Source organism: Dellaglioa kimchii (assembly GCF_046115505.1).
Classification (GTDB): Bacteria; Bacillota; Bacilli; order Lactobacillales; family Lactobacillaceae; genus Dellaglioa; species Dellaglioa kimchii.
Genome location: NZ_CP170736.1, coordinates 196,446 through 222,706, shown reverse-complemented (window position 1 = coordinate 222,706; position 26,261 = coordinate 196,446). Strand labels below are relative to the sequence as shown.

The following is a 26,261-nucleotide window of genomic DNA, read 5'->3' as shown; positions in this document are numbered from 1 at the left end:
TTATTGTTTAAATCTTTATTTTTTTATGCTTTTTCTCCAGGTTCTGATGCAATAATTTGCATATCACCCGTAATTGTCCATTCTTTAACTTCATTAGGTAAAATAAAATGCATACCCATTTTTAAATCATATGTTTTATCATCGACTTTAATCTGACCTTCACCTTTTAAAACTGAAACAAGGGTATAAGGTGCGACTGTTCTTTTAAAATTTGCTGATCCGTTTGAAATCAACCATTCATAAACACTAAAGAATGGTGTTTTAACAAAGGTTGTTACTTTGGCATCCCCGACCATTTTTGTTTGAATATCGAGTTCAGGAACTTTATTAGGCACATTAGTAACATCAATCGATTGTTGAATATGCAAGTCACGCTTCTTATCCGTTGTTGCATCCACACGGTCAAAATCGTAAACACGATATGTTGTATCACTACTTTGTTGCGTTTCAAGGACCATCACACCAGAACCAATGGCATGGATTGTGCCACTAGGAACATAAAAGAAATCTCCCGCTTTAACAGGTACATGCGTAAATAAATCATCCCATCTTTCGTCATGAATCATTTCCGCTAATTCTTCACGTGTTTTAGCATGGTGCCCATAAATAAGTTCTGCCCCAGGTTCGGCTGAAATAACATACCAACATTCCGTTTTACCAAGTTCATGCTCATGTTGCATTGCATAAGTATCATCCGGATGTACTTGAACTGATAAATCTTGATTAGCATCTAAAATTTTAGTTAGAAGTGGAAAAACATCCCCTTTAGCATTACCAAAAACTTCACGATTTGAATCCCAGACTTCATTCAATGTTTTGCCAGCAAATGGACCATTCAAAACAGTACTTGGGCCATGTGAGTGTGCGGAAATAGCCCAAAGTTCACCAGTATGATTACTTGGAATATCATATCCAAAGACCGTTTTAAGATGATCACCACCCCAAATTTTTTCTTGTAGTACAGGTTTTAAGAATAAAGGTTCTGTCATTAGTTGCTTTCTCCTTCGTTAAACATATTATTGGTTTATTTTATCATAAGCGGTTACATTTTTGAATGTTAATCGGTTACAATCCAGCTTTTTCCGTTAAAAAACTTTCTATAATTTTGTCTCGTTTTGTCAAATAGAGACTATTATCACTCGTCGGATGTACCCTATTTGTTAAGACAACCAACCCATCTTGCATGGATTGATCCATTATCATAAATGTTCCTGTAAAACCAGTATGATAGACAGATAAGCAATCGCCATCTCCTCGAAGATCCCAGCCAAGTGAACGACCCAAGCTTCTTGTAGGGGTTTGATCTGAGAATAACATTTTCGTCGTCTCTGGCCGCAATACTGGACGTTCAGGACCATCTGACATAAACCACTGCATAAATCGTAACAAGTCGGATACGGTGGAAAATAGCCCTGCTGATCCACAATGTTCTTTTAAAATCCGTGCTTTGGGGTCATGAACAATTCCCTTTAAAAGACCTAGGTCAGGAATAATCTCAGTTGGAACACTTCTTGAGATATTTGGACTAAAAGTACTATCAGTTAATCCTAAGGGATTTAAAACTTCTTGCTGCAATGCTTGCTGAACAGGAATTTTTAAAATACTTTCAATAATATATCCTAAAAAAACTAGTCCGATATCACTATAAATAACTTTTTTTCCAAGATTTTCACCATTACTTAGTCCGAATAGTGCTTGTTTTAAATCTGGTTCCGATAATTGATTTCGATTTTTAATATACCCTTGAAAATCTGCCGTATGCGTCAACATATGCCGTAAAGTCACCCGTTCATCCTGATAATTTGGTAGGTATTTTTTTACGGAATCATCAACATTCAAACGACCCTCTTCTTGTAATTTTAAAATAAGAGTTGTTGTTCCTATCACCTTAGTTAGTGATGCAATGTCGTAAAGTGCATTATCAGTCAATTGTTCAGTTTCAGGGACTAATTGCGAATATCCCAGATAGTTTTGATTGCTAATTGTATTATGATGGATAACCCCATATGAAGCACCAGGAACAATACCATCATTAACTAACTGTCGAATTTTATTTATCGTTTTAGGATATAGCAATCGTAATCACCCCTTTTGATTAATCTTCACAATTGTAAATTTACCTTTTTTAAAATCAACATTACTAACACTAGCATTCTTCAAGAGCATCGTTGGAAGTTGATTTTTTTCTAAGCTGTCAATAAAACTTGATAACACAAGACCATGAGACACAATTAAAATATTTCCTCCCTGCGTCTGGTACTGATTACCAATGTCCGTTAATGTATCAATTATTCGACTAGTCATCTTATCATATGTTTCAGCTTGGCTAGTTCCTTCAAGCTCTGCGAACATATTTACTAAGTTTCTAAAGCGATTATGCCCTAAAACGGCCTGACTCACTTTAAAAAAACCAAATTTTTTAACAAGCATTGGAATTAAATCTTTATTTTTCATCTCTTCTAGTCGACCAAAATCGACTTCTCGAAGTCCTCTTAATGGTTGAAATTCAAACGAAGAGTCATGCTTTTCAAGAATAAAGTCCGCAGTATCTTGCGTTCTTTTTAAGTCACTTGTGTACACGGCTTCAAAATAGACATCTTTTAATTGTGTTCCCAAATTTCTAGCTGCCTCTCGCCCCTTGTGTGTCAGACGAGAATTAGTCACGCCTTGTAGCCTCTTTAATCTGTTCAATCGTGTTTGACCATGTCTTACTAAATAAAAATGAACTGTCTTCATCGCCTGCACCTCCATAAAATGGTTTATATTTGCACCTTCAAGTATACGCTACCATTGAGATTTTACCTAAGTAAAAACCTAAAATATAATTTTAAATTTAGTCTGTCTGCAACTATAGTAAAATAATTCTAAACATTTTCGTTTAAATTGGTATAATGAAGTAAATCATTTAGATGGGGAGTGTCACTTATGGCTAGTAATTCAGATTCTATATTCTTTGTCTTATCTTATGTCAGACGACATCCAGAAGACGTTTTCTTTTCACGCTTAACCTATACTAATTCAATAACCCTCATCATACCAGGAAGCGTCAAAGTAGCTGATTCTGATATTTATTTTTTACCAGATAAACTAACTGTTAATCGTCTCACTGATGATTTTGTTTCAAAACACGGTGATTTATTAGATTACTTTAACGATAAATTAGATCATTCCATCCCTGACTATATGGACGTCTGGGTAACAACCGTGTATCTAACACATCATGACAAATATTTAATTGAACTTTCATTTGAACAAAATGTCTAAACAAAAAAGTGATTAAGCAGGTTACCCTACTTAATCACTTTTTTTAATATTCTAATTAATTACATCTTTTATCGCCCAAACGGGGCTCGAACCCGTAATTCCGCCTTGAGAGGGCGACGTCTTAACCAATTTGACCATTGGGCAAAAATACTCTTTTAAGTATAACCCATATAGATTTGATGTCAATGATTTTTATGCCAAATTAAAAATTGAATAAAACAACAATACAGATACAAACCGAGACAGTACAATGCAGCAGCCCACATAACAAAAGATAACCATTCATATTTTAGGAGAACCTTCGTGGTGCCTATCAATAACGTTGTGACACACGCAATCAACAATCTAATGTATAACTTTTTTAATTCACGTCTTAGTTTTATTTCCAATACGTTCGCCTCAAACTCATCTATAGAATAATAACTTAATAAAATGTGCAAAACTTTAGCTTAATTTATTCATTTGTACTTTCTCTACATAGCACAATCTTTATGTCCTTCATTATAACGTTATGTATCAATTAGAAAAGTAATCGTCACTTTTCTTTATCAATAATTAATCATCTTTACTATTTCTTATTGTTTCAACAAAATATTACTATTTTCTATTTGACAAAAGACCGTTATATCGCTAAAATTAGGAAGTTAATTATTCTTGGGTAATAGCCAAACTGGTAAGGCGCCGGACTCTGAATCCGCAATCTGTAGGTTCGATCCCTACTTACCCAATTTTACTTGTCAGCCATTATCACAGGCTTTCAAAACACTTGGTACTGAAGGTTTTCTATTTAATGGGTTATCATTCATTTTCACCTATTTACATGAGTAGTGAGCCACGAGAAACATAATAATAAAGTTTGCAGGGCGTGATTAGAACACTGATATAGATGGTGTTCTTTTTTTATTTGCTTAAGCAATATTGGACTAGGAAGAGGTACTATATTGAAATTTGTTATAAATTTACTACTTAGCGCATGGAACTATACAATAATTCAGCATTCAATACCTCTATTAGCCTTTGCATCATTAATAACTGCAGTTGCTGGATATAGTATCAGTAAAAAAACTTATGATAAATCAGTACCACATTTATTTGAAACTAGTATCCATTTTAATAGTAGGGTTGTAGACAGCAGAACTACTAAATTAACTAATAGAATTTCTTTGGAAAATAATGGTAAAGGAACTGTTTTTTGGGGAATTGTTATATTAAAAAATAATACTACTGGAAATATTTTAGTGGCACAACCAATTCTAAGTTTAGAAACATCTGATATTATCAATATCACTACCAATGAATTGATACATGACAAGAACACTCAATTTTCTAATGATAAGAAACAAAAAAGTAGGGTCATATACTATATTTATTTTTGGGATATTTATAATAACATGTATTATTACAAGCCAAGTGACCACGATTTAATTAAACGCCCTAGTTTGCCTAAAAAAGTGAATAGATGGAATATCTACCATTATTTTAAGAAAAGATCTTTAATATATCGGGCCAAAAAAGATGGAAATACATACGAACAAAAGGCATTGAATAATTCAAGTAACGATACTATTATTGAAAAAAATGAAATAATAAAAAAAGACACCAATTAAGGTGTCTCAAAAATAAGAAAATCAATAAAATTGACTATAAACTAGCTAAGAACTTACCATCGGATTATATACCTCTAATTTCACTTTTTATACCTAAGAATCATCACGCTAACATCTCTTTTGAATAGCTGATAAATTTTACAATTTATTCATTAATCTGTTTATTTCTAAATAGTAGTACAAAAATAGAATTCATAAAAAATTACTTTGTCTACCATAGGCTGTAATATTATTTCTGATTTAGGATACAAAAAAGCACCACTATGTGAATGCTTAAAGGCATACTCATCCCCAATAATCAGTGATTCCATATGTATCTCGACCTGCAAGGCTAACCGTGATACCACCAGAATTATTACTAAATGCATAGTATATACGTCTACTATTATTATCTGATTCATCCACCACTATCTCAGTATTCACTTTTACTTGTCTTGTATTTTTACTTTGTACTTCCTGATCATTCTGAGCACTAATTTTTTTTGTTTCAATTTCTTGATAATGTGCCACATATTTATTTATCACAGATTCTCCACTTTTCAATTTTAATGTCTCCGTCATAGTCCCATCCCCAGATTGATTATTAAGAGAAAATAATAGGCTAGTATCTTCTCCCGTACCAAGCGCATCACGATAATACCCTTTAAAGTTCTTACCATTTAGATTTTCTATAGGAACTGAATATTTTCCCACTATCGTTTCCTGGTCTTCCTTACTGTTAACTGAAGATGACTCATTTGTTCCACCATTGGTACTATTAGATTCACTTTGTTTCACTAAAGAACTAGTGCTAGAACTTACCATAGCGTTATGGTCACTTTTAGTAGTTCGTTTTCCAATGAGATGGGACCCCAAAACGCCAATAATTCCTATAACAAGTATTACAAATAATAATCGCAAAATTATCATACGCCTTCTTATTAATCTAACCCTTAAAAAGTCGTCTCTCCATTGTGGATTATCTTGTCTATCTTTATAAAATTCATAGGTATGCTTCGTTCTCGTTCCTTTACTTAAATATGTCTTTGCCATTTTATCCTCCGGTGTTTTCATATTTATATGTTCAATTAACCATTAAAAAAATAGGTAAACATTATTTATCCAAACTATATTTCAATACTATAAAAACAAAACTATATATTTAATTATCGTTAATTACTAGCAGCTTACCAGCTCTAAATATTTCAGTAAAGTAATAAGGCACCTCTCTCTCCGCGCTACAATATCAGCACTTCTCCAACACTGATATTTGATAGTTCCGCTCCCTTCAAATATCCCAAGTTCTACTAACTTTTTCCAGTTCCATCCCGAACTTTCTCATATTCATCTACCATGCTTTCAATCTAGCTACTCATTGGGGTCGTGCTTTTAAGCATGCCATGCATGATGAACCGTCGTAAATAGTTTAGGTTATTTCTTAGCCATTTTATATTAGGGAGACACATCTATTATTAGTAATGCCACTGTTTTCAGAGCTTCAACATAATCACTTTTTTAACCTGGGGCGCACGCAAAATGTACTGCCTTTTTTCTTATGATTATATTCACTAATTTATAAACTTTAATTACTATACCAGGGACATATTTATTAGCCCCCCCTGGCATGAAAATAATTCTTTTTTTCGGAGTTTACTATATCTTTCGGATTTACTTTTCTAAATTTTGGCTAATATTTTTAGACCCCAGGATGTTCATTTTTATCATTTCAATTAAATTATTTTACACTCAAAGTTAAATATATACGTTCTCTTCAGGGAATCGAAAATGCCGGAATAACTAAATTTAAAAACTGATGTGTTTATCTAATCACTATACTCAAATAATTAGATAACCTATCTTTATTCATAATTCCGCCATTCTTTTTGTATTTTTTTATAGGTTTTTCGGTAACTAGGGACACTGGTATATCGCTTATAAAGCATATCTAACGTATCTGGAGATTCAGGATCCATATCATGATTCATCAAGAAGGCATAGTGATGATTTTCATATTGGTAATTAACTTCAATTAGACTCCCTTTATAAAGCGCCCAACGATGTTCGCCAATTAAATCAGCTGAAAATTCATCCTGATTATCCTTTTGACCATCAGAGTTTAAAGATTGACCGGAAACCTCTAACCAGTACATATAAGCTATAATATGTTGTTGAGTTATCGTGAGGCGCTGTTCTAAATTTTTAATTTTAGTCATATCAGTTTTTGAAATCACATATTTTTTATGAGTTGATTCCGAAAAAACTGTACTAGAAGAAGCTTGATTTTGTGATGTGGTCGACTCATCAGATTGACTGGAATAGTCCTCTGATTTAATAGATATCGTTGACGTTGTTTGTGCAGTAAAATAACCCGAGCAGATGCAGCCAATTACAGCGCTGCTCAACAAAGCAATAAAAAGAAAAATATATGTTGGACATCGCTTATTATGACGTTTTTGACTAACCTGTCGTTGGCGTTCTTCGATATCAATTGATTCATTAACAAAACTTTTACGTGCTAAGTTAAAGCCACATTTTGAACAGAGTTTAGCATCTTTTTCGTAAGACGTGCTACAAATAGGACATAATCGTTGTTTAGAACTCATAGAATCTCCTTAACCAAAATTTAAAATTAATTATTTAACCTTTTTTTACGACTCAAATATTTTTTAGTCGTAATGCCTCCCTTAATTTGCTTTCATATACTCACATATTAAACACTAAAAAAAGCAGGTAAACAATACCTACCTCCTTCGTATGCAAACTCTAAATACTTCAATAAAGTAATAAAGGGTTATATTTTAAAGATTCTAACATTCATACCCGATCTTAATTTTTAATACTATATTTATTTTTAATTGACGAAGGCTACCAACAAATTCTGCTGGTAGCCTTCTCACTGAATATTTATATTTAATTTTGAGTTAATTAATTTTAAAATAAGTTACTAATTCTACTTCTAAACGATGTAACCCTACCTACTTTACATCCTTGCAACTCCTTGGTTGCGCCAGCGTGAATAAATGAATAGAAATCATCAAACTGAATAATTTATACTAAGAATATTAATATTGAGCTACTATAACCTTAACATGTTTTTGTTTATTGTCAATTTTTCCGAATGATTTATATAGTATTTTCTCATTTTATGTTCTATTTATGATATACTAAATGAGATATTTTAATGATGGTACTTAAATTAATAAAGTGACAGCAACTTAAATCCCCGATTCAATTCTGTCTCCTTCATTTTGAATACACTATAATAATAGTTTGGAGGTTTATACACTATGTTAAGTAAGACAAAAAAATTCTTAAGAGCAAACAAAATTTATTACGATAAAGAACATCTCAATCCGTTAATGGTTCCAGATCATATTTACGTACTTAATTTTGGCTTAGATGAGGATGATCTCAATAATAGATTTATCGTTGAATACACGTATACTTGGACTGGTCGAATCAAAATTAATAAAATTACGATTCGACTTCATAATCAAGTTAGCCCACATGAATTTCGTAATGAAACAGAATTACTGCATTATCTTAAAAAACACACTAAATCGAGCAAATAACATTTGCATTAATCGTCATTAGATGGTATATTAAACTTATGTATTTATGGTTCGGTTATTTAAAGGTGATTTGTTTCATTTATGAACACACTTCTTTTTAATAGTTCAATCAACAAATGCAAAATATATTAGTGCTTACAGCACATGGAGGTTTCATATTATGGAACAAGGTACAGTAAAATGGTTTAATGCAGATAAAGGTTTTGGTTTTATTACTCGCGAATCTGGCGACGACGTTTTCGTTCATTTCTCAGCTATCCAAGGTGACGGTTTTAAATCACTTGACGAAGGCCAAGCAGTTACTTTCGATGTTGAAGATTCTGATCGTGGACCACAAGCAACTAACGTTGTTAAAGCTTAATTATAAGCCTTTAAAACTTACCTTCGGGTAGGTTTTTTTTTTGCAATAATAACCGTATACCCTCTCATCAGCTGCTGTTGTATGACTGTATTTTTAAATTAAATAATTATTTATCATCCGGTTCCCACCATGCACTTTAGGTTGCGTTCAAAATCAACTTTAAATTTATCAATATAAAAAAATGCCTCATAATTATTAGACGTAGGTCTAACGATTATGAGGCATTTTTAAGTCACACTGTCTTTCAATATCATAATTCATCAACAACAATTAACTTAGAACTATTTTCATTTAAAATGCGTTGCTGTTTACATATCCTTGCCATTTACCATTTGCATTGTATATCGAGTAATATTTATTGCCATTAATTGAATAAGCATATTTTACTGTATATTTCGTACCTGAGTTAGCTATAGTTGACCCTTTTTTTACCGTCCAATTAAAATTACCCCAGATATCATAACTTCTTTTAACAGAGACAATTTTATTGTATTTAGTATAAATATGGCTAGTTGCTTTATTATTCACATAACCCATCCATTTACCGGCATCGTTATAAAGTGAGTAGTAAATATTTCCGTTTCCTGTAGTATATCTGTATCTAACATTATATGTTTGACCATAGTAATTACTAGAAGTTCCTTTTTTAGATGACCACAAGAAATTACCCCAGACATTATAACCTTTATCGCTAATTTTAACCTTAGCCTTCAATGATTTGGCTACTAAGGTATTCGTAGCATTGCTGTTAACATAGCCTTTCCAAACATTATTAGCATTATATAGTGAGTAATACGTATTACCATTAATCTTATACGCATATTTAGCATTGTATGTCTGTCCGGAGTTAGTAACTGTAGATCCTTTTTTACTTGTCCAATTAAAATTACCCCAGATAGTATAGCTATTTTTAACAGAAACAATCTTATCATATGATGAATAAACTAAATTTGAAGCATTACTATTCATATAACCTAACCATGTACCTGCATTATTATAAAGTGAATAATAGACGTTACCATTACCCAATGTATATCTGTATCTGACATTTAAGTTTTGACCATAATAATTAGCTGTTGTTCCTTTTGCTGACGTATAGAAAAAATTACTCCAGATAGTATAATCACGTTTAGTAATTTTAGCGGTTGCTTTAAATTCTTTAGCTGAAGCAACCTCCATTGCATTACTATTTACATATCCAGCCCATTTGCCTTTACTATCGTATAATGAGTAATATTTGTTACCATTACTGTGATTATAGTAATATTTTGCGCTATAAACTTTTCCAATTTTTCCGGTTGTCGTACTTTTAACTTTATTCCAACTAAAATTACCCCAAACATTATATCCAGATTTTTTAATTGAAACTAATTCATTATAACTTTGTGCTTTCCCAGCTGCGTTCGTGGGTGGTGTACTTTCTGTTGGTTTGTTAGTTGTTGATGTACTTAAAAACCAATCAGCATTTTTACCAGACATGATACTTGCATCAATGTTTCCAACCCCTGATAGACCATGATTTGTAAAATTACTTGTATATTGCCATAACGAATGACTTGTTTCCATTGGCTCATTACTTTGGTATGCAGCTAACCAAAAACCATCATATGCGTTAACAGCCGTACTGGCATATGTTTTCATAAAACTAGCATAAGAGTAAAGTATAATTTTACGATTACCTACATATTTAGCCATCTCATCAGCCCAGGCTTTTGTTGTGGCGTTAGTATTTGCTTTGCTAGCATTCGTAACCGTTTGATCTTCATAATCATTGACAAAGAACTTAGCATCCTTAGCACGGTTATATAAGTCTTTCGCTTCTACTCTAGCATCAGCAACATTTTCATATTGGCTAAATGAATAAACACCATATGGAATATTATATTTCTTCATCATCGCAATATTATGATCAATCACTAAATCTTTACGATTTGAACCATATTGAACACGTAAAATAATAAATTTAAAATTTTTCTTTAATACTTTAGCTTGTGCATCTGTAAATGACCCTTGAAATTCTGATAAATCAGGAATTGAATTATCGCGATTTGTAGCCGATTTACTCAATAAAGATGCTGATTTAACTAATGATTCAGGTACATTTGACCCCATCACACCTTCAGGCTTCGAAGTATTAGCCGAGGCCTGATATGCTCCGATACCAATACCTACTATCACACTAGATAAAAATAATACATATTTCGTCATTCTTTTCAAAATAGAAACCGCCCTTTTATTTTTTGTTTAATAACCATATTTTAGCATAATTTATAAGTCAAAAAGATTAAGATTAGAAAAAAGACCTTCAATAAAAAAATAATAGACGTTTTATAAGCGTCTATTATTTAATTAAGATACTTTTTAAACCACTTAACACAGTATTTTTCTCGTTCAATTGCATGATCTAAAATCAAATAATGACCATATTGTTTGTTAATTTCTTCTTCTGAGAAAAAAATTAATTTCATTCTTCCTTCAAGATGATCTAATTTCACTTGATGTAACTGTAATTGCTCAATTAATCTTTGCTGTAATTGAACATCATCTTTATTTTTAATAAAATAAAGTTTCAAAATAAATTCGTCTTTAATCGGTTTCAATTCCCCACTATCTGATACTAACCAATCCATTAAAACTTTTTTACCTTGTGATGTAATAGAATATATTTTCTTTTCTAACTTAGTACCTGCTATTTCAATTTCATGCGTAATATATCCATCTTTTTCCATTATTTTAAGAGCAGGATAAATTTGACTATGTCCTGCTTGCCAAAATTCTCCAATATCAGTCGTAAATGCTTTAGTTATATCGTACCCCGATAATGGTTCTTGATTTAATAATCCTAAAATAATATATTGTAATTTATTTTTTTTTGCCATTTTTCCCCTTAACTTGACTTTTAATACTTATCAGTATACTATAATCAAGTAAACAAAAACATGTAAACTTTTACATGTATAAACAAACACTTTAAAGGAGAACAAAAATTATGACAAATACAGAAAAAAAGTTTAAAACACTAGATGATTTCTTAGGTACACATTTTGTATATACTTACGATAACGGTTGGGAATATGAATGGTACGCTAAAAATGATCATACTGTTGACTACCGTATCCATGGTGGTATGGTTGCTGGACGTTGGGTAACTGATCAAGAAGCTCACATCGTTATGCTTACTGAAGGTATTTATAAAATTGCTTGGACAGAACCTACAGGTACTGATGTCGCTCTAGATTTCTTACCTAACGAAATGAAAATTAACGGAACAATCTTCTTCCCTAAATGGGTTCAAGAACATCCTGAAATTACAGTTACTTACCAAAATGACCATATCGATTTGATGGAAGAATCTCGTGAAAAATACGAAACATATCCTAAAATGGTTGTCCCAGAATTTGCTACAATCACTTACATTGGTGATGCCGGTCAAAATAACGAAGACGTTATCAACGAAGAACCTTACGCTGGTATGCCAGATGATATTCGTAATGGTAAATATTATGACGAAAATTACAAAATGATCAAAAAGAACTAATTTATTCCAAATAAAAATCGTCTGAACTTTTAAAAGTTCAGACGATTTTTATTTTATAAATTTTTTATCTTAAAGACGTGCATTTAATTCTTTTGAAAGGTCTTCGAAGCCAGGTTTACCAAGTAAGGCAAACATGTTCTTTTTGTATGCTTCAACACCTGGTTGGTTAAATGGGTTAATTCCATTCAAGTAACCAGATACAGCTACAGCTGCTTCAAAGAAGTAAATTGTATATCCTAATGTGTAAGCGTCTTGTGTAGGAATGTTCAAAATCATGTTAGGAACATTACCATCAGTATGTGCTAAAACAACACCTTGGAAAGCCTTTGTATTAACAAAGTCCATTGTCTTACCTTCTAAGTAGCCTAAGCCATCAAGATCGCCCTCTTCTTCAGGAATAGCAGTATCATTAACGGGAGTTCCCACATTAATTACAGTTTCCATCAAGTTACGACGGCCTTCTTGAATATATTGGCCTAATGAATGTAAATCAGTTGAGAAGTTAGCTGAAGATGGGTAAATACCCTTTTGATCTTTACCTTCAGATTCGCCCATCAATTGTTTCCACCATTCTGAGAAATATTGTAAACTTGGTTCGTAGTTTTCTAGAATTTCAGTTGTGTAACCTTTACGGTATAAAATATTACGTAAAGCTGCATATTGGTATGCTTCATTTTTTGTTAAATCAGCATCTGAATATTCAACACGTGCATCTTCAGCACCTTGCATCAAGGCATCAATATCAGCACCTGAAGCAGCAATTGGTAATAAACCAACAGCAGTAAGAACTGAGAAACGGCCACCAACATCATCAGGAATAACAAATGCTTCATAGCCTTCAGCATCAGCTTCAACTTTTAAAGCACCAACTTTACGATCAGTTGTAGCATAGATACGTGAGTTAGCTTCTTCTTTACCATATTTTGCGATTAATTTTTCTTTGAAAACACGGAAAGCAATTGAAGGTTCTGTTGTTGTACCTGATTTAGAAATAATATTAACTGAGAAATCACGATCACCAATTAAATCTACTAAATCATGTACGTATGAAGGACTAATTGAATTTCCAGCAAATAAGATTTGAGGTGCATTTCTTTTTTCAGCTGGTAATAAGTTATAGAATGTATGGTTTAAGAATTCAATAGCTGCACGAGCACCTAAATATGAACCACCAATACCGATAACGACTAAAACTTCTGAATTAGATTGAATTTTTTTAGCTGCAGTTTTAATACGAGCGAATTCTTCTTTATCGTAGTCTTTAGGTAAATCTAAAAATCCACGGAAATCACTACCTGCCCCTGTACCGTTGCGTAATTCACTATCTGCTGCAGTAACAAGTGCTTGCATTTCGCCAAGTTCATTGTCTTGGACGAATTTTGATAAGTTAGAACTATCGAATGAAATATGTGCCATTTTAATTATCTCCCTCATATTCTTTATTTAACAACTTACATTATACAATACTTAGTAGAAAATATAACAGTCAAACAGAACTTTAATTACAAATTCCGTTATTTTTTTTGTTTACTATGAGAATATCCGTAACCGTAGTAAGCAACTAATCCTAAAATAATCCAAATTAGAAAGGCAACCCAGATATTAATCGGTAACTGAATCATCAAATAGACTGAAATAATTATAGACAAGATTGGTAACAATGGTACAAATGGAACTCTAAATTGGCCTTTACTAGGTTCACCAAATTGTTTCCTTAAACTTATTAATGCCAAAGCCAAAATAACAAGTACGGTTAACGTAACAATATTAGTCAATTTGGCCAAACTTTCAATAGAAACTAATCCACTTGCAATCGCGATAAAAATACCGACTGTCCATGATGCTGCTTTGGGTGCATTCGTCTTATCGCTAATTTTTGCTAAGTATTGGGGCAATAGTCCGTCTCTCGCCTCTGAATAAATCATTCTTGATAATCCATAGGCTAATGCAATTAAGACGCTTAGAAGCGTTATTATTGCACCTACCGAGATTATATTTCCAATAATACTCTGATTTACAAATCGCATCGCAAATGCAACTGGATCACTAACATTTAATTGTGTATACGGGACAATTCCGGTTAATACTAACGTAACAATAATATAAAAAATAGCAGAAATACTTATCGCACCAATAATTCCTTTTGGAATTGTCTTTTGCGGATCAATTACTTCGTCTGATGCCATCGCAATAGATTCAAACCCTAAAAAGGCAAAAAATACTAATGCGGCCCCACTCATTACCCCACTTGTACCAAATGGCATAAAGGGTTGCCAGTTACCAGGTTTAATGTAAAAAACACCCACTACTATAAATAAAAGAATAATCGCAAATTTTACAAATACCATTATTTTGCTTAAACGTAGTGCCTTTTTTGCTTCAAATGTTGTTAACCATGTAACGACTAACGTAATTATAACAGCAATAATATCGATATATGACCCTCTTGCTGCATTATACGATGCACTCAGCGCAACAGGCAGGTGGATATTAAGCCCTATCAAGAACCCCTGCATATACGCAGACCAACCTGAGGCAACAGAAGCCCCCGCTAGAATATATTCACAAATGGTAAACCAACTGACGAACCAGGCTATAAACTCACCAAAAATAACATAAACATAATTATACGAACCACCAGAAACTGGTATTCTTGATGAAAATTCTGCATAAGAAAAGCCGTTCATTATAACTGCAATTGCGGCAATAATAAACGACAAAATAAGGGCAGGACCAGCCTCTTGACTGGCAGCATTCCCCGTAACAACGAAAATACCTGTACCAACTGTTGCACCTAACCCTAAAAGAATGAGATCACCGGTTTTAAGGGTCCTTTTTAATTTACTAACATGATGAGTTGTCGCAAATTCTTTTTTCCTTAAATCCATCGATTAACACTCCTTCACCATTTTATAAAGTTTTCATAATTCCTAACATAATAACACCTAAAATAACAAATATTGATCCAAGTGTGACATAAATCATCTCATGCTTAGTCTTCTTTTCTCCTAATAAGTAGATACTACCGAATGTTGAAATAACCACTCCCATTTGAGAAAATGAAAAACTAACAGCTTGACCTAATTTAGGAATTGATAAGAACATAAAGATGTTACCAGCGCCCCAAATAAGTCCCGTTAATACATTTTTAAAAGTTGATGAGTGCATAATAACTTCATTTGCAATAAGCGCAACAAAACCAGCACCTATAACCATACCAACAGCTTGTGGCAAAATTGTTGCCATTGTAAATGCACGTGATTCATCAGCAGTCATGCCCACTGTTGCATAATGAACAACAATTGTATAACCTACGTAACCAATTGTTGACAAAATAATAGCACGTACACCAGCAGCAGTATTCTCATTTTTTTCTGAATCAGATAGAACTGAATTTTTTTTATCTCTCAATGATGTCAAAGCAGCACCAGCAATAATAACGATCATCGCTATAGTACCAATCACAACCATTTGAGTTGTCTTCCATTCATTAAATAGTATGACACCTGCCAACGCATTACCAGCTAACTGTAAGCCTGTTGAAACAGGAACTGTTTTTGAGATTCCGATTGCTTTCATAGCATGGAATTGTTGATTTTGACCTAAACTCCAAAATAAACCAGAAACGATACCAATAATCCAGACTTTTGTGTCCATTTCTGGTTGATAAATACCATAAATAGCAATTCCAAAAATCAAGGCACCCCATGTCATACCAACTGTTTGTTGGTTGGCAGTTCCGCCAAGTTTTCCACTTATAAGTCCAATACTACCCCATGCAATTGCAGGGATTACTGCCATTAAGATAATCATAATTAATTAAATCCTCTACTCTCTCTCTTTTATTCTTTTTCGCGATTTAACTATTTTAGCAGTAAAGTAACCGTATTTACAACCCTTAAAACAAAAATTTGATGATAGCTTTAGCAACATTTGAAACGGGTTACATTCGAAATCCATCAAAAACACTCATAAACGTTTAATTACAAGCATTTTGTTTTTATGAATTTTTTATATTTTACGAAAAAAAACAATCCTATTTAATAATAAATAGGATTGTTTTTTAATTAATCAACTTTAATAACTAACGTTTTTAAATAATTACCTTGACGATATTCCTTGTTTGTTACAAAGTCACTCGATAAACGGAATGTTTCAAGTAATGTAAATGAACGATTCTTATTAGCAAAAGCTTCTGTGATTTGTTCTTTTAATTTTTTGAGCGTCAATCCTGCCGAATTAGTTGAGAACATGATAACACCATCTTTTTGTGTAATATCGATAGCATCTTCGGCAAGTTGAACATAATCTTTTTGAACTGAGAATGTTCTTTTCTTTGATCGTACAAAACTTGGTGGATCCAAAACAACTAAATCATAGTTAATATGATGTTTCTTTGCATAATCTAAATAGCCGAAAACATCCATTCCACGAATTTCTTGTTTTTCAGGATCAATATTATTAAGTACAAATTGTTCTTTTGTACGATCAATATTTTTATTATTCACATCTACACTAACTGTTTTAAGTGCGCCACCTACAGATGCAGCAACTGATGTTGCACCTGTATTACTAAATCCGTTAAACACAAGTTTTCCTTCAGCATATTTATTCATAATTGCTTTACGCATTTCACGTTGTTCTAAAAAAAGTCCTGTCGTTGCTTCATTAAGATATGCAGCAAATTGAAGGCCATTTTCTTGAACAATAAGCGGCGTAGGTGCGTCTTTTCCACGAACTTTGAATGTTGATGGTTCACCCTTTGTATCGTAACGAAGATTAGCATAAATACCTTTATAACTTGTAACTGCATTAGAAAAGGCACTATAAATCATATCTTTGTGTTGGTAAAGACCTAAGCTATACCAAGTAAATACATAATAATCGTCGTAATAATCAATTGTTAATCCACCGATACCTTCACCTTCACCGTTAAAGAAACGAAAGGCATTCGTCTCCTTATTAGTAAATAATGATTTACGGTTCATTCGAGCGTTATTAAATAATTTTGAGAAAAAATCTTCATCAATACGTGATTCTTCATTTCGTGAAAAAATCCAGCCATCCCCACGATTTTGTTCTGCAAAATAACCATAAGCGACAAATTGATTATGTAGCGTTAATGCAACCCATTCTCCTTCTTTAAAATCACGAGTTGTTTGTAAATCTTCCTTATCAATTAATGGATATCCATTTTTAAACTTTTTTGCTGCATGTGAAATAATTTCTACTTTTCTCAATGACTAGCACTCCTTCTATTTTTTAACGTCTTTTTTATTTAATATTTGATTTAAGATAAGATATAGCCCACAGCCTATCAATGTACCCAATGAATTAAAAATGATATCATCTATATCACTAACTCCGGATCCTAGTACAAACTGTCCACATTCAATAGCGATTGATAAACAACTACCAACCAACATTGTTTTTACTAGAGAATACTTTTTAAATTGCTTTAGACTGGGTAAAATAATTCCTAACGGAACAAACCAAAGAATGTTACCATATAGATTATACACGAAATCGAACAAAGATTGTCCATTTGTCAGTTTAATTGTTTCAATTAACGGTGTCCAATTGATAGAATGAAAATTATAGGTTGAATTCAATCGGATATCCCATGGGAAATAGACATATCTAAATACCGTTAATTCAACTAATAAAACGAGGTACGCGACTAATAATAGCCTTACAAATTCTGTTCTGAAGTTTATTTTTTTCTTTTGATACAACCCTATACTTACTCGAATAACAAGATACACGATTATGTAAAAAATTGTTTTATCAACACTTAAAAAAATAAGATGGATTAATGGAAAGTGGTTAATACCTTGTGAGTAATGTTGTAAAACGTATTCATACAATTTTGATAAAAATAACATTCTTTCAACCTCACCTTCCATCTTCTCCTATATTAACAAATAAAAACATGATATTTTAGTATGTACCATTATTTTTCATGTAAATTTAATAAGTTAAAAATGCATTAACAAAGCTTAGCATCGATTGACACAAATTTAATATAGACTGTAAACTACAGTTACGATTTTAATTTGATTATACTCGAAAGGACGGTTCAAACCGTGCAGACACTCAAACGATTTAGAACATTTCTAAACACAAAGCTTGGATTTTTCACCCTACTTCTGTTTCTTTTCTGGTTAAAAACAATTACTGCATATCTTATTGATTTTAACCTTGGTGTTTCAGGAATTTATCAATACTTTGTCCTTTTGTTAAATCCACTTGGCACAACCATGCTACTACTCGGACTTGCATTATACATTAAAAAACCAGTTATTTCATATTTGACTATGTTTTTAATTTACATTGCGAACTCAGCATTACTATTTTTTAATGTTATTTATTATCGAGAATTTACTGATTTTATGACAATTAATACAATGTTAGGTTATTCCAAAGTTTCTGAAGGTATTAGTGGCAGCTCTTTTGCTTTAATGAAACCACACGATATTTTTTACGTCATTGACTTAGTGCTTATTATTTTCTTATTCTTAACTCGCTATTTAAAATTTAACACTCGACCATTCAGTAAACTTAACGCGTTTGCAATTACATCATTCTCAATAATGCTAACATTGGCAAGTTTAACATTAGGTGAAATTGACCGACCACAATTAATTACGAGAACGTTTGATCGTAATTATATTGTTAAATACTTAGGAATTGATTCATATACCGTCTACGATAGTTTCAAAACAGTCAAAAACAATCGGGTTCGCGATACTGCTGAAAGTTCTGATTTAAATGATGTCCTTGATTTTACAAAGTCACATTATGCAGCACCTAATCCAAATATGTATGGTATCGCAAAAGGTAAAAATGTTATTGTGCTTCATTTAGAAAGTTTTCAACAATTTTTAATTAACTTTAAGGTGAATGGAAAAGAAGTCACACCCTTCTTAAATTCTCTATACAATGGTAAAGAAACTTATAGTTTTCCTAATTTTTTCAATCAAGTCGGACAAGGTAAAACATCTGATGCTGAGAATCTCTTAGAAACAAGTATCTATGGATTACCTCAAGGATCCGTTTTCACATCTCTTGGATCCGAAAATACATTTGAAGCAGCTCCCGCTATCTTAAATCAAACCGCTGGTTATTCTAGTGCTGTTTTCCACGGTAATATTGGATCATTTTGGAACAGAGATTCCGTTTATAAAAGTATGGGATACCAATACTTCTTTGATTCAAGTTATTATGATACGTCTGCAAATAACACTCTAGAATACGGTCTAAAAGATAAGTTATTATTCAATGATTCAGTTAAATATTTAGAAAAATTACAACAACCTTTTTATGCAAAATTCATTACCGTTTCAAATCATTTCCCATTTGATATTGATTCAAAAAATAAAGACTTTGAAGTTCCAGATACAGGCGATACGTCTGTTAATAATTACTTCCAAACGGCTCATTATTTAGATGAATCAGTTAAAGAATTTTTCACATACTTAAAAAAATCCGGATTATCTAATAATACAATGGTTGTCCTCTATGGTGACCATTACGGTATTTCAAATTCAAGAAATGTGAAACTTGCTAAACTTCTTGGTAAATCATCCGAAACATGGAGCTCATTTGATAATACACAATTACAACGTGTTCCATTTATGATTAATATTCCTGGAAGTAAAAATGGTGGCATCCAAAATCAATATGGTGGTGAAATTGATGTCTTACCTACCCTGCTCCACTTACTAGGCCTAGATTCGTCATCATATGTTCAATTTGGGACAGATCTATTTTCTAAGAATCACGATCAGACAGTTGCGTTTAGAAATGAAAACTTCATTACACCTAATTATACTGTTTTAGATTCTACAATTTATGATAATGTAACAGGTAAAGAAGTTACGCATCCTTCTAAAATTGTTAAGGAAACAATAAAGAAAGATCAGACAAAAGTCAGTACCGAACTAAATTTATCGGATACAGTCAATAATCAAAACTTATTACGTTACTATACACCAAAGAATTTTAAGCCAACGCAACCAAGTGACTATAACTATAAGAATCAATATAGTAAATTACTAAAATTACAAGAAACACTTAAAAACAATTCGACAAGCCTCTATTCAAAACATGGCAATAAGTCGACAACAACCATATATCAAACAGATGCTCCTGAATTAAAGGCACCAACTGCAAGTTCTTCTTCAAAAACTGTTACAAGTTCAAGTACCAGTTCAAAATAAACGTTACCGAAAAATAAATTTCGGTAACGTTTATTTTTTTATTCTAAACAACTTCACATAATGTTCATAACTATTATTTAAAATTAGTCATATAGATTAATCGAAGAGGTGTCATTATGTCTTTAATTCTACAATCATTATCTAGTATTTTTTATCATAAGAAACAAACAGTTGGGTTATTTATCATATTTTTTTTCACAATACTAATCGGTCTCTCAAACTTATTATTTAATCAAATTTCATTTGAATCATTTAAAAGTTTCAAAAAAATGCTTGCTCATATTAATGTTAATAGTACATCTAGTTCTAATTTAGTTAGTATCTTAACAGATATCCATAAACAACAAGTCAGCCTAATCTACCCTATTATTATTGGGTTATTGATAGCGGGCATTACTATCAGTATTGTTATTTATAAAAAAATCATTAATAAACGTACCAACGAATATCTTAGCTTGCACAATATCGGCGAAAGTCAGCCTAAAGTCGCATTTGCATTCGCTCTTGAAGTCTTTACCATCTTTATAGCAGCATTAATTTTAGTGATGATTTTAATTTTCTTCTTTAAAAATAGCTATACTTCATTGCTGAGAGAACTAAATATTTATTGGATAAACCATTCATTAGCTATTCAACTTTCTCCCTCAGAAATATCATCTGAGTTATTAGAATTACTGTCACATAAATTAACCAATTTTAATGGGGATTTTTTAATTTCCTCTACAAACGTACAATTTAGTACATTAATCTCGCAAGAATCATTCATTAATTCTGCATATCTATTCGCTGGCGGTATAACTATTAGCCTTATTTCATTCCTATCTGTCTTATTCTCTACCCGTAACTCATCTCATTAAATTAGTAGGAGGCATCACCATGCAATTAAAAAAACACACTAATACAACTCAATCATTAACCTCATTATTCCCTATCCATTCGGTTTCAATCATTTTAGATAAATCATTTGAATTCGTAAATCAACTTGAAAATCAAGACTTTATTAATTCAAAGTCAGTTACTTTGATCACAATTGAAGAACTAAGCTTAATAGTTCCTTATCTAAATATCACACAAAATATAGGTTTAACATCTAAGAAACAGCTCAAAAAAACATATAAAACTATTTCAAAATTAATTTATGGACAATATTTTCACCACTATTCACCGAATTTTATCAACAAAAAAACGACTGATTTAAGTCACTTTGATGAAACACTTATTTTAATTTTTAGAGCTATCTTAAACGATTATTCGGTGATCATTTTATCAGGCTTAATTGATGAATTTTCAATAATAGAAACAAGATTCTTCATTGATTTGGTCACAGAATTAACCTGCCAATTAGATTTAAGCATTATTATCACAACTAAACAGACAGAGTTACTTACTCAACCGCAAATCATTCCCTTTACAGAATCTCCTATAATAAAATAAACCCTTATTGCATATGCAATAAGGGTTTATTCCAACTATTTTTTATTCTTGTTGCCAATCTTCTGAGTAATAATAATTATTTAAATGATATTTAGGTTTAACTTGTTTTTGAGTCAGGAATGGGTTCACATAACTATCAACCGCAACCCAACCTTTCCAACCTAAATGAATCGTATCTTCCATGAAGTATTCTTCATTACCATCTTTACTGAAATCAGCAATTTTATTAAATCCCTGGGATTTCAATTGCTTAGTAACCTTACCATCAAAGTTAGCTAGCATCTTCGATGATAGCCCAGTATAACTTGCCCAACGTTGGTTTACAGGTGGAATAATAAATAAGACGTCAGTATGTTCTTTAGCAAACTGATTTAAAATTAATTGGAAATCTGAAAATTCAACAGAATGATCATAATTCAATTTAGTCTGAGTGCCTGCAAGCTTATCAATTTTTTTGTTAAGCTTATTTTTATCCCAATAACTATTTTTGATTGCAAAATCATTATTGGTTGTCCATTTAGCACCATATTTACCAGCAAGAATATTTAATTTATTTAAATCATATTTTGCTGGAAGATTCTTAGTTTGTCTATCGATAGTCTGTGTTCGATCGGCCATCGGAAAAGCTGAGAATAGTTGATCTTCATGACTCAAAATCGTTAATTTCAAGCGAAGCATCGTAGCATCTGCTTCAGATAACGATTGTCCTTCAGCAATTTTATGCATTGCATTTAGAACAGATTCATTTCCTTCGCCAGACATTAAAGTAATAAATCTGTTGGCAGCATAACGATCTGACTGGCTGTTAGCATTTGCAGATAGTAGCCACTCTGTTGTTTGTAATGGTGAATAAAAATTATTAAATACTTGCTTTCTTACACCATTAGGAACAAACCATTGTGGTGATACCACCATAACTGCTTTTTTATTTCTTAACTGATTTTTGATACCTTGTAAATAAAAATAATGATTAAGCGATTGTGTCCCACCAGTTCCCATTAAAAATGGACGATATGAACGATTATATTTTTTCGCTAAAACTGAAGGATGCATCGAATCCATCCGTGAAAATTCGGATGAACCGATAAATGCCACATAACCATCATCTAATGCCTTTTGACGAATAGCAGAGCCTTTTAAAATTAAAGTAGATTGCGATACTGCTGCTTTTTCTTCAGTTTTTGCAGAACTGAAATTATAATTGACTGGTGCAAGTAGTATGGCTAATAGTAATGCAACAGCCAAAACAACAGGCCCAATGATCATGAATAACTTCTTTTTCAATCCCATTTAGATCAAGCTTTCTACTTTTGCAATAATTAAATTTGGTGTTGCCCACTCAGAACGTTCAAACTCTGAAATTGGAATATCAACACCTAATTCATTTTGTAATTCTAAAATTAATTGAATTGAACCCATTGAATCTAATAGGCCTTCATCAAAAATATTTAAATCTAAATTATTTCTAACTTCTGCGCTACCTGTTGTCTCTTCTAATATATCTAAAACTTTATCTTTTGTGTTCATATCAATTCTCCTCTAATTATCTATTTTATGAAAAATATAGTTTGTCCAAAAATCCTGAAAAGATTAAGAAACTTAAGCAAACGATGTTAAACGTAATAAAGATTGCAAAAATTTCTGTAAATTTATTACTTGGAATACTGGTTTTATGTTTCTTTTTAAATCTGAGCCATGCATCATTAATGACGATCGCTATCGCATGAAATAGACCATAGGCGATGTAATACCAAGTAACCCCGTGCCAAAATCCCATGAGTAAGAATAATCCAAAATAACCAACAATAGCTGTTGTTATTCGACTTTTAATTAATTTATGTTTCATCATAAAAAAGACTAATCTCATATAAACAAAATCACGGAACCAGAATGAAAGTGTCATGTGCCAACGATTCCAAAAATCTTTAATATTGTGTGCGATGAAGGGTTTATTAAAGTTAGGAGGTGTTTCAATTCCCATAAAGTAACTGATACCAACTGCGAATAAACTATACCCAGCGAAATCAAAAAATAAATCCATACTGTACGTGTACATGTAACCAACTAAGGCCCACGATATACCACCGTCTAGTAATGCGATACGTGCGACTTGAGGTAACAACATTGTACCAAATAGGTATGCTAGTAAAAATTTATATAAGAAACCTAAGAAAATGTAAAATACACCCTTTTGTAACATTTCCAAATATTTTTCTCGACTTGGGACATTTTGATAATCTTTAACGAATCGTCTGTAACGATCGATTGGTCCCGATGAGATTGTTGGGAAAAATAATAAAAATTGTAAAGTTAACATTAAATCAAATTTCTTAATACTACCATCTCGTGATTCCATAATCATTTGAACCGCTTTAAACGTTAAATAACTAATTCCTAAAAAGCCAATAATTGATGGTATACCATTATTAATGGCTGGTGTTATTTTTACGATGGATAATGGTGCTATTGCTAAAAGGACAGCTATAATAAAAACCCACGTTTGGTTATGCTTACTGCGATAATTCATGTATAACCCGATAAGTAAAACTTCAAAAATTATATAAATAAGTAGATTAAAGCCTTCGTGAAGTTTTGGGCCACCAAATATTAAGAAAATAAAGAGTAATGAAATCAACGTTTCATACAATCTAAATCTTTTACCATTAAGCAAACCAATAATAATCGGAATTAAAACGACAATAAGATATAGAAAGTACATCGGATTGACATAAGGTTGGAATGATACCATTAAGCATTCACCTCATTTATTAGTGTCTTCCGATCAATTTTACCATTTTGCGTTAATGGTAAAACATCAACATAAACAAACTTCTGTGGAATCATATATGACATCATTGTATCTAACAAGTATTTTTTAATTTCAACTGTTAATTCTGAGTCTCGTTCAACTGGATTATCATTTTGAACAACATATGCAATTAATTGAACCACTTTATGATCCTTGTTATATTTTGGAATAGTGATTGCTTGTTTTACAAATGGATGCGATGACACATGATGGTCAACTTCTTCTAATTCAATTCGGTAACCATGTAGTTTAACTTAGAAATCAATTCTTCCACGATATAACAACATGCCTTCAGAATTTATAATTGCTGCATCACCAGTTCGATAGGCAGCTACGCCATCCATTTCAAAAAAAGCACTGGCCGTTTTTTCAGGATTGTTAAGATAGCCTTTTGAAACGCTAGGTCCAGCAATAATTAATTCGCCTTCTTCACCATTTGGTACTAGTTCATTTTCTGGATTAACCACAACCATCTTTGTATCTGATTTGGCATAACCAATTGGTAATCGTGGGTATTGTTCTAAAATAGCATCAGTAATCTCAACACTCGAAACCGCAACTGTTGCTTCCGTAGGACCATACGTATTAAATATCTTAGCCATTGGGAATCTTTGCTTCAATGCTGCAGCTGTTTTGTGAGTTAATTCTTCACCACAAAATAAGAATCGACTAAGATCTGGTAAATGTTTATCATCAAACGTTGGTTCTAATAAACAAATATCAATAAATGATGGTGTTGAAACCCAAACTTGTAAGTCCAAAGTAGGCAATGTTTGGAAAAGAACTTTGAAATTATCCGTCACTTCTTGAGGTAAAACAGACAGCTTACCTCCCATAGTTAATGTAGGATACAAGTCCATTACTGATAAATCAAATGAGTATGGTGCCTGAGATAGACTATTGGGATGTTCTGGTAGAGAGAAATCTTCTATCATCCAGTTCACGTAACTTATCAAGTTATCATGACTAATTTGAACCCCTTTTGGCTGTCCAGTCGTACCAGATGTAAAGATAATATAGAAGTTATCTTTACCAGTTACTTGGAAACTAGGATCAGGAACTTCTACCCCTTGATTATTCTCAATAATTTCTGTTAATTCAGTTGATAAAATTACAGGTACATCGAGTTTAACTTCAGGTAATTCTGCTACAGCTATACAAGCGACTGGTTTCGCAACTTCTTGAATTGACTCTAAACGCTCAGCTGGTGAGTGCGAATCAATTGGAATATATGCGTGCCCTGATTTAACGCTTCCTAAAAAAGCCACTAGCATATTAAATTTTTGATTGCCATATATCATAATTGGACGTTTATTATCTAAATTTAATTCAATCAAATGCAATGCTAATGCATCAGATTTTTCTTTTAACTGTTGATAAGTATTTGTCTCACCCAAATCATTGTAAACAATGCGATTGGGATCGGACATTGCGATCATATCAATTTGATTAATTACATTTTTTATCATGTCTTT

Annotated in this window: 23 protein-coding genes, 2 tRNA genes and 1 pseudogene; 9 read left to right on the top strand and 17 right to left on the bottom strand. The window is 32.2% G+C overall.

Going from position 1 to position 26,261, the window contains the following annotated elements; translation table 11 throughout:
• Window positions 1-23: 23 nt before the first annotated feature.
• The 3 genes from manA to ACE83Q_RS01055 form a co-directional block, all read right to left on the bottom strand.
• Window positions 24-989 (bottom strand): mannose-6-phosphate isomerase, class I, encoded by a 966-nt coding sequence (gene manA, locus ACE83Q_RS01065; protein ID WP_409022295.1) that lies wholly within the window; start codon window positions 987-989, stop codon window positions 24-26.
• Between the two features lie 76 nt (window positions 990-1,065).
• Window positions 1,066-2,076 (bottom strand): serine hydrolase domain-containing protein, encoded by a 1,011-nt coding sequence (locus ACE83Q_RS01060; protein WP_409022294.1) that lies wholly within the window; start codon window positions 2,074-2,076, stop codon window positions 1,066-1,068.
• A gap of 6 nt (window positions 2,077-2,082) precedes the next feature.
• On the bottom strand, window positions 2,083-2,736 hold the full coding sequence (locus tag ACE83Q_RS01055; RefSeq protein ID WP_409022293.1) for a histidine phosphatase family protein: 654 nt from the start codon (window positions 2,734-2,736) through the stop codon (window positions 2,083-2,085).
• A gap of 189 nt (window positions 2,737-2,925) precedes the next feature.
• Between ACE83Q_RS01055 and ACE83Q_RS01050 the strand changes: the two genes are divergently transcribed.
• Window positions 2,926-3,264, top strand: a complete 339-nt coding sequence (locus ACE83Q_RS01050) for a hypothetical protein (RefSeq protein ID WP_409022292.1) — start codon at window positions 2,926-2,928, stop codon at window positions 3,262-3,264.
• Window positions 3,265-3,335: 71 nt separating this feature from the next.
• Here ACE83Q_RS01050 and ACE83Q_RS01045 read toward each other — a convergent pair.
• Window positions 3,336-3,408: transfer RNA gene (locus ACE83Q_RS01045), tRNA-Glu, on the bottom strand.
• A gap of 511 nt (window positions 3,409-3,919) precedes the next feature.
• Here ACE83Q_RS01045 and ACE83Q_RS01040 point away from each other — a divergent pair.
• Both ACE83Q_RS01040 and ACE83Q_RS01035 read left to right on the top strand, forming a co-directional pair.
• Window positions 3,920-3,992: transfer RNA gene (locus tag ACE83Q_RS01040), tRNA-Gln, on the top strand.
• 213 nt (window positions 3,993-4,205) lie between these two features.
• Complete coding sequence (locus ACE83Q_RS01035; RefSeq protein WP_409022291.1) at window positions 4,206-4,871, top strand: hypothetical protein; 666 nt, start codon at window positions 4,206-4,208, stop codon at window positions 4,869-4,871.
• Window positions 4,872-5,156: 285 nt separating this feature from the next.
• Here the strand turns inward: ACE83Q_RS01035 and ACE83Q_RS01030 are convergent, their stop codons facing one another.
• Both ACE83Q_RS01030 and ACE83Q_RS01025 read right to left on the bottom strand, forming a co-directional pair.
• A complete protein-coding gene (locus ACE83Q_RS01030) occupies window positions 5,157-5,903 on the bottom strand; it encodes a hypothetical protein (protein ID WP_409022290.1) in 747 nt (248 codons plus the stop codon).
• 806 nt (window positions 5,904-6,709) lie between these two features.
• Complete coding sequence (locus ACE83Q_RS01025; protein ID WP_409022289.1) at window positions 6,710-7,453, bottom strand: hypothetical protein; 744 nt, start codon at window positions 7,451-7,453, stop codon at window positions 6,710-6,712.
• 684 nt (window positions 7,454-8,137) lie between these two features.
• On the opposite strand from ACE83Q_RS01025, the gene ACE83Q_RS01020 reads away from it, so the two are divergent.
• Together ACE83Q_RS01020 and ACE83Q_RS01015 are read left to right on the top strand one after the other, a co-directional pair.
• Window positions 8,138-8,422, top strand: coding sequence for a hypothetical protein (locus tag ACE83Q_RS01020; RefSeq protein WP_409022288.1), 285 nt, complete (start codon window positions 8,138-8,140; stop codon window positions 8,420-8,422).
• 160 nt (window positions 8,423-8,582) lie between these two features.
• Window positions 8,583-8,783: a cold-shock protein gene (locus ACE83Q_RS01015; protein WP_057973786.1), complete on the top strand. Its 201-nt coding sequence runs from the start codon at window positions 8,583-8,585 to the stop codon at window positions 8,781-8,783.
• A gap of 291 nt (window positions 8,784-9,074) precedes the next feature.
• Here the strand turns inward: ACE83Q_RS01015 and ACE83Q_RS01010 are convergent, their stop codons facing one another.
• Together ACE83Q_RS01010 and ACE83Q_RS01005 are read right to left on the bottom strand one after the other, a co-directional pair.
• The gene (locus ACE83Q_RS01010; RefSeq protein WP_409022287.1) at window positions 9,075-10,991 is read right to left on the bottom strand and encodes a GH25 family lysozyme; all 1,917 of its coding nucleotides are present in this window, start codon (window positions 10,989-10,991) and stop codon (window positions 9,075-9,077) included.
• Window positions 10,992-11,128: 137 nt separating this feature from the next.
• Entirely contained in the window at window positions 11,129-11,662 is a 534-nt protein-coding gene (locus ACE83Q_RS01005) for a PadR family transcriptional regulator (protein ID WP_409022286.1), read from the bottom strand.
• A gap of 110 nt (window positions 11,663-11,772) precedes the next feature.
• Here ACE83Q_RS01005 and ACE83Q_RS01000 point away from each other — a divergent pair, with 110 nt between their 5' ends.
• On the top strand, window positions 11,773-12,321 hold the full coding sequence (locus ACE83Q_RS01000) for a phenolic acid decarboxylase (protein ID WP_409022285.1): 549 nt from the start codon (window positions 11,773-11,775) through the stop codon (window positions 12,319-12,321).
• A gap of 69 nt (window positions 12,322-12,390) precedes the next feature.
• Here ACE83Q_RS01000 and ACE83Q_RS00995 read toward each other — a convergent pair whose 3' ends face one another.
• From ACE83Q_RS00995 to ACE83Q_RS00975, 5 genes are all read right to left on the bottom strand, one after another.
• Entirely contained in the window at window positions 12,391-13,737 is a 1,347-nt protein-coding gene (locus tag ACE83Q_RS00995) for a glucose-6-phosphate isomerase (protein ID WP_409022284.1), read from the bottom strand.
• Between the two features lie 98 nt (window positions 13,738-13,835).
• Window positions 13,836-15,209, bottom strand: a complete 1,374-nt coding sequence (locus ACE83Q_RS00990) for an amino acid permease (RefSeq protein WP_409022283.1) — start codon at window positions 15,207-15,209, stop codon at window positions 13,836-13,838.
• Between the two features lie 22 nt (window positions 15,210-15,231).
• Window positions 15,232-16,134: a GRP family sugar transporter gene (locus ACE83Q_RS00985; RefSeq protein WP_409022282.1), complete on the bottom strand. Its 903-nt coding sequence runs from the start codon at window positions 16,132-16,134 to the stop codon at window positions 15,232-15,234.
• Window positions 16,135-16,388: 254 nt separating this feature from the next.
• A complete protein-coding gene (locus ACE83Q_RS00980; RefSeq protein WP_409022281.1) occupies window positions 16,389-17,561 on the bottom strand; it encodes a class I SAM-dependent rRNA methyltransferase in 1,173 nt (390 codons plus the stop codon).
• A 15-nt stretch (window positions 17,562-17,576) separates the two neighbouring features.
• Complete coding sequence (locus tag ACE83Q_RS00975) at window positions 17,577-18,206, bottom strand: VanZ family protein (RefSeq protein ID WP_409022280.1); 630 nt, start codon at window positions 18,204-18,206, stop codon at window positions 17,577-17,579.
• 201 nt (window positions 18,207-18,407) lie between these two features.
• Between ACE83Q_RS00975 and ACE83Q_RS00970 the strand changes: the two genes are divergently transcribed.
• From ACE83Q_RS00970 to ACE83Q_RS00960, 3 genes are all read left to right on the top strand, one after another.
• Window positions 18,408-20,543: an LTA synthase family protein gene (locus tag ACE83Q_RS00970; protein WP_409022279.1), complete on the top strand. Its 2,136-nt coding sequence runs from the start codon at window positions 18,408-18,410 to the stop codon at window positions 20,541-20,543.
• 116 nt (window positions 20,544-20,659) lie between these two features.
• Window positions 20,660-21,400 carry a hypothetical protein gene (locus ACE83Q_RS00965; protein ID WP_409022278.1) on the top strand — a complete coding sequence of 247 codons (741 nt, stop codon included), beginning with the start codon at window positions 20,660-20,662 and terminating at the stop codon, window positions 21,398-21,400.
• 19 nt (window positions 21,401-21,419) lie between these two features.
• Complete coding sequence (locus tag ACE83Q_RS00960; RefSeq protein ID WP_409022277.1) at window positions 21,420-21,977, top strand: hypothetical protein; 558 nt, start codon at window positions 21,420-21,422, stop codon at window positions 21,975-21,977.
• A 42-nt stretch (window positions 21,978-22,019) separates the two neighbouring features.
• On the opposite strand, the gene dltD is transcribed toward ACE83Q_RS00960, so the two are convergent.
• From dltD to dltA, 4 genes and pseudogenes are all read right to left on the bottom strand, one after another.
• A complete protein-coding gene (gene dltD, locus ACE83Q_RS00955; RefSeq protein ID WP_409022276.1) occupies window positions 22,020-23,267 on the bottom strand; it encodes a D-alanyl-lipoteichoic acid biosynthesis protein DltD in 1,248 nt (415 codons plus the stop codon).
• Complete coding sequence (dltC, locus tag ACE83Q_RS00950; protein WP_409022275.1) at window positions 23,268-23,504, bottom strand: D-alanine--poly(phosphoribitol) ligase subunit DltC; 237 nt, start codon at window positions 23,502-23,504, stop codon at window positions 23,268-23,270.
• Between the two features lie 25 nt (window positions 23,505-23,529).
• Window positions 23,530-24,726 carry a D-alanyl-lipoteichoic acid biosynthesis protein DltB gene (gene dltB / locus ACE83Q_RS00945; protein ID WP_409022274.1) on the bottom strand — a complete coding sequence of 399 codons (1,197 nt, stop codon included), beginning with the start codon at window positions 24,724-24,726 and terminating at the stop codon, window positions 23,530-23,532.
• A pseudogene (gene dltA, locus ACE83Q_RS00940) lies at window positions 24,726-26,255 on the bottom strand (D-alanine--poly(phosphoribitol) ligase subunit DltA). The gene dltB and the pseudogene dltA overlap by 1 nt, the downstream one beginning before the upstream one ends.
• Window positions 26,256-26,261: the final 6 nt, after the last annotated feature.

What these genes read in the sequence shown, in the direction of transcription:
- dltC (WP_409022275.1), bottom strand. Translation starts at nt 23,504, where the DNA reads ATGAACACAAAAGATAAAGTTTTAGATATATTAGAAGAGACAACAGGT.
- ACE83Q_RS01050 (WP_409022292.1), top strand. Translation starts at nt 2,926, where the DNA reads ATGGCTAGTAATTCAGATTCTATATTCTTTGTCTTATCTTATGTCAGA.
- ACE83Q_RS00960 (WP_409022277.1), top strand. Translation starts at nt 21,420, where the DNA reads ATGCAATTAAAAAAACACACTAATACAACTCAATCATTAACCTCATTA.
- ACE83Q_RS01025 (WP_409022289.1), bottom strand. Translation starts at nt 7,453, where the DNA reads ATGAGTTCTAAACAACGATTATGTCCTATTTGTAGCACGTCTTACGAA.
- ACE83Q_RS00985 (WP_409022282.1), bottom strand. Translation starts at nt 16,134, where the DNA reads ATGATTATCTTAATGGCAGTAATCCCTGCAATTGCATGGGGTAGTATT.
- ACE83Q_RS00995 (WP_409022284.1), bottom strand. Translation starts at nt 13,737, where the DNA reads ATGGCACATATTTCATTCGATAGTTCTAACTTATCAAAATTCGTCCAA.
- ACE83Q_RS01020 (WP_409022288.1), top strand. Translation starts at nt 8,138, where the DNA reads ATGTTAAGTAAGACAAAAAAATTCTTAAGAGCAAACAAAATTTATTAC.
- ACE83Q_RS01055 (WP_409022293.1), bottom strand. Translation starts at nt 2,736, where the DNA reads ATGAAGACAGTTCATTTTTATTTAGTAAGACATGGTCAAACACGATTG.
- ACE83Q_RS01000 (WP_409022285.1), top strand. Translation starts at nt 11,773, where the DNA reads ATGACAAATACAGAAAAAAAGTTTAAAACACTAGATGATTTCTTAGGT.
- ACE83Q_RS01015 (WP_057973786.1), top strand. Translation starts at nt 8,583, where the DNA reads ATGGAACAAGGTACAGTAAAATGGTTTAATGCAGATAAAGGTTTTGGT.
- dltD (WP_409022276.1), bottom strand. Translation starts at nt 23,267, where the DNA reads ATGGGATTGAAAAAGAAGTTATTCATGATCATTGGGCCTGTTGTTTTG.
- ACE83Q_RS01030 (WP_409022290.1), bottom strand. Translation starts at nt 5,903, where the DNA reads ATGGCAAAGACATATTTAAGTAAAGGAACGAGAACGAAGCATACCTAT.
- ACE83Q_RS00965 (WP_409022278.1), top strand. Translation starts at nt 20,660, where the DNA reads ATGTCTTTAATTCTACAATCATTATCTAGTATTTTTTATCATAAGAAA.
- ACE83Q_RS01010 (WP_409022287.1), bottom strand. Translation starts at nt 10,991, where the DNA reads ATGACGAAATATGTATTATTTTTATCTAGTGTGATAGTAGGTATTGGT.
- ACE83Q_RS00990 (WP_409022283.1), bottom strand. Translation starts at nt 15,209, where the DNA reads ATGGATTTAAGGAAAAAAGAATTTGCGACAACTCATCATGTTAGTAAA.
- manA (WP_409022295.1), bottom strand. Translation starts at nt 989, where the DNA reads ATGACAGAACCTTTATTCTTAAAACCTGTACTACAAGAAAAAATTTGG.
- dltB (WP_409022274.1), bottom strand. Translation starts at nt 24,726, where the DNA reads ATGGTATCATTCCAACCTTATGTCAATCCGATGTACTTTCTATATCTT.
- ACE83Q_RS00975 (WP_409022280.1), bottom strand. Translation starts at nt 18,206, where the DNA reads ATGTTATTTTTATCAAAATTGTATGAATACGTTTTACAACATTACTCA.
- ACE83Q_RS01005 (WP_409022286.1), bottom strand. Translation starts at nt 11,662, where the DNA reads ATGGCAAAAAAAAATAAATTACAATATATTATTTTAGGATTATTAAAT.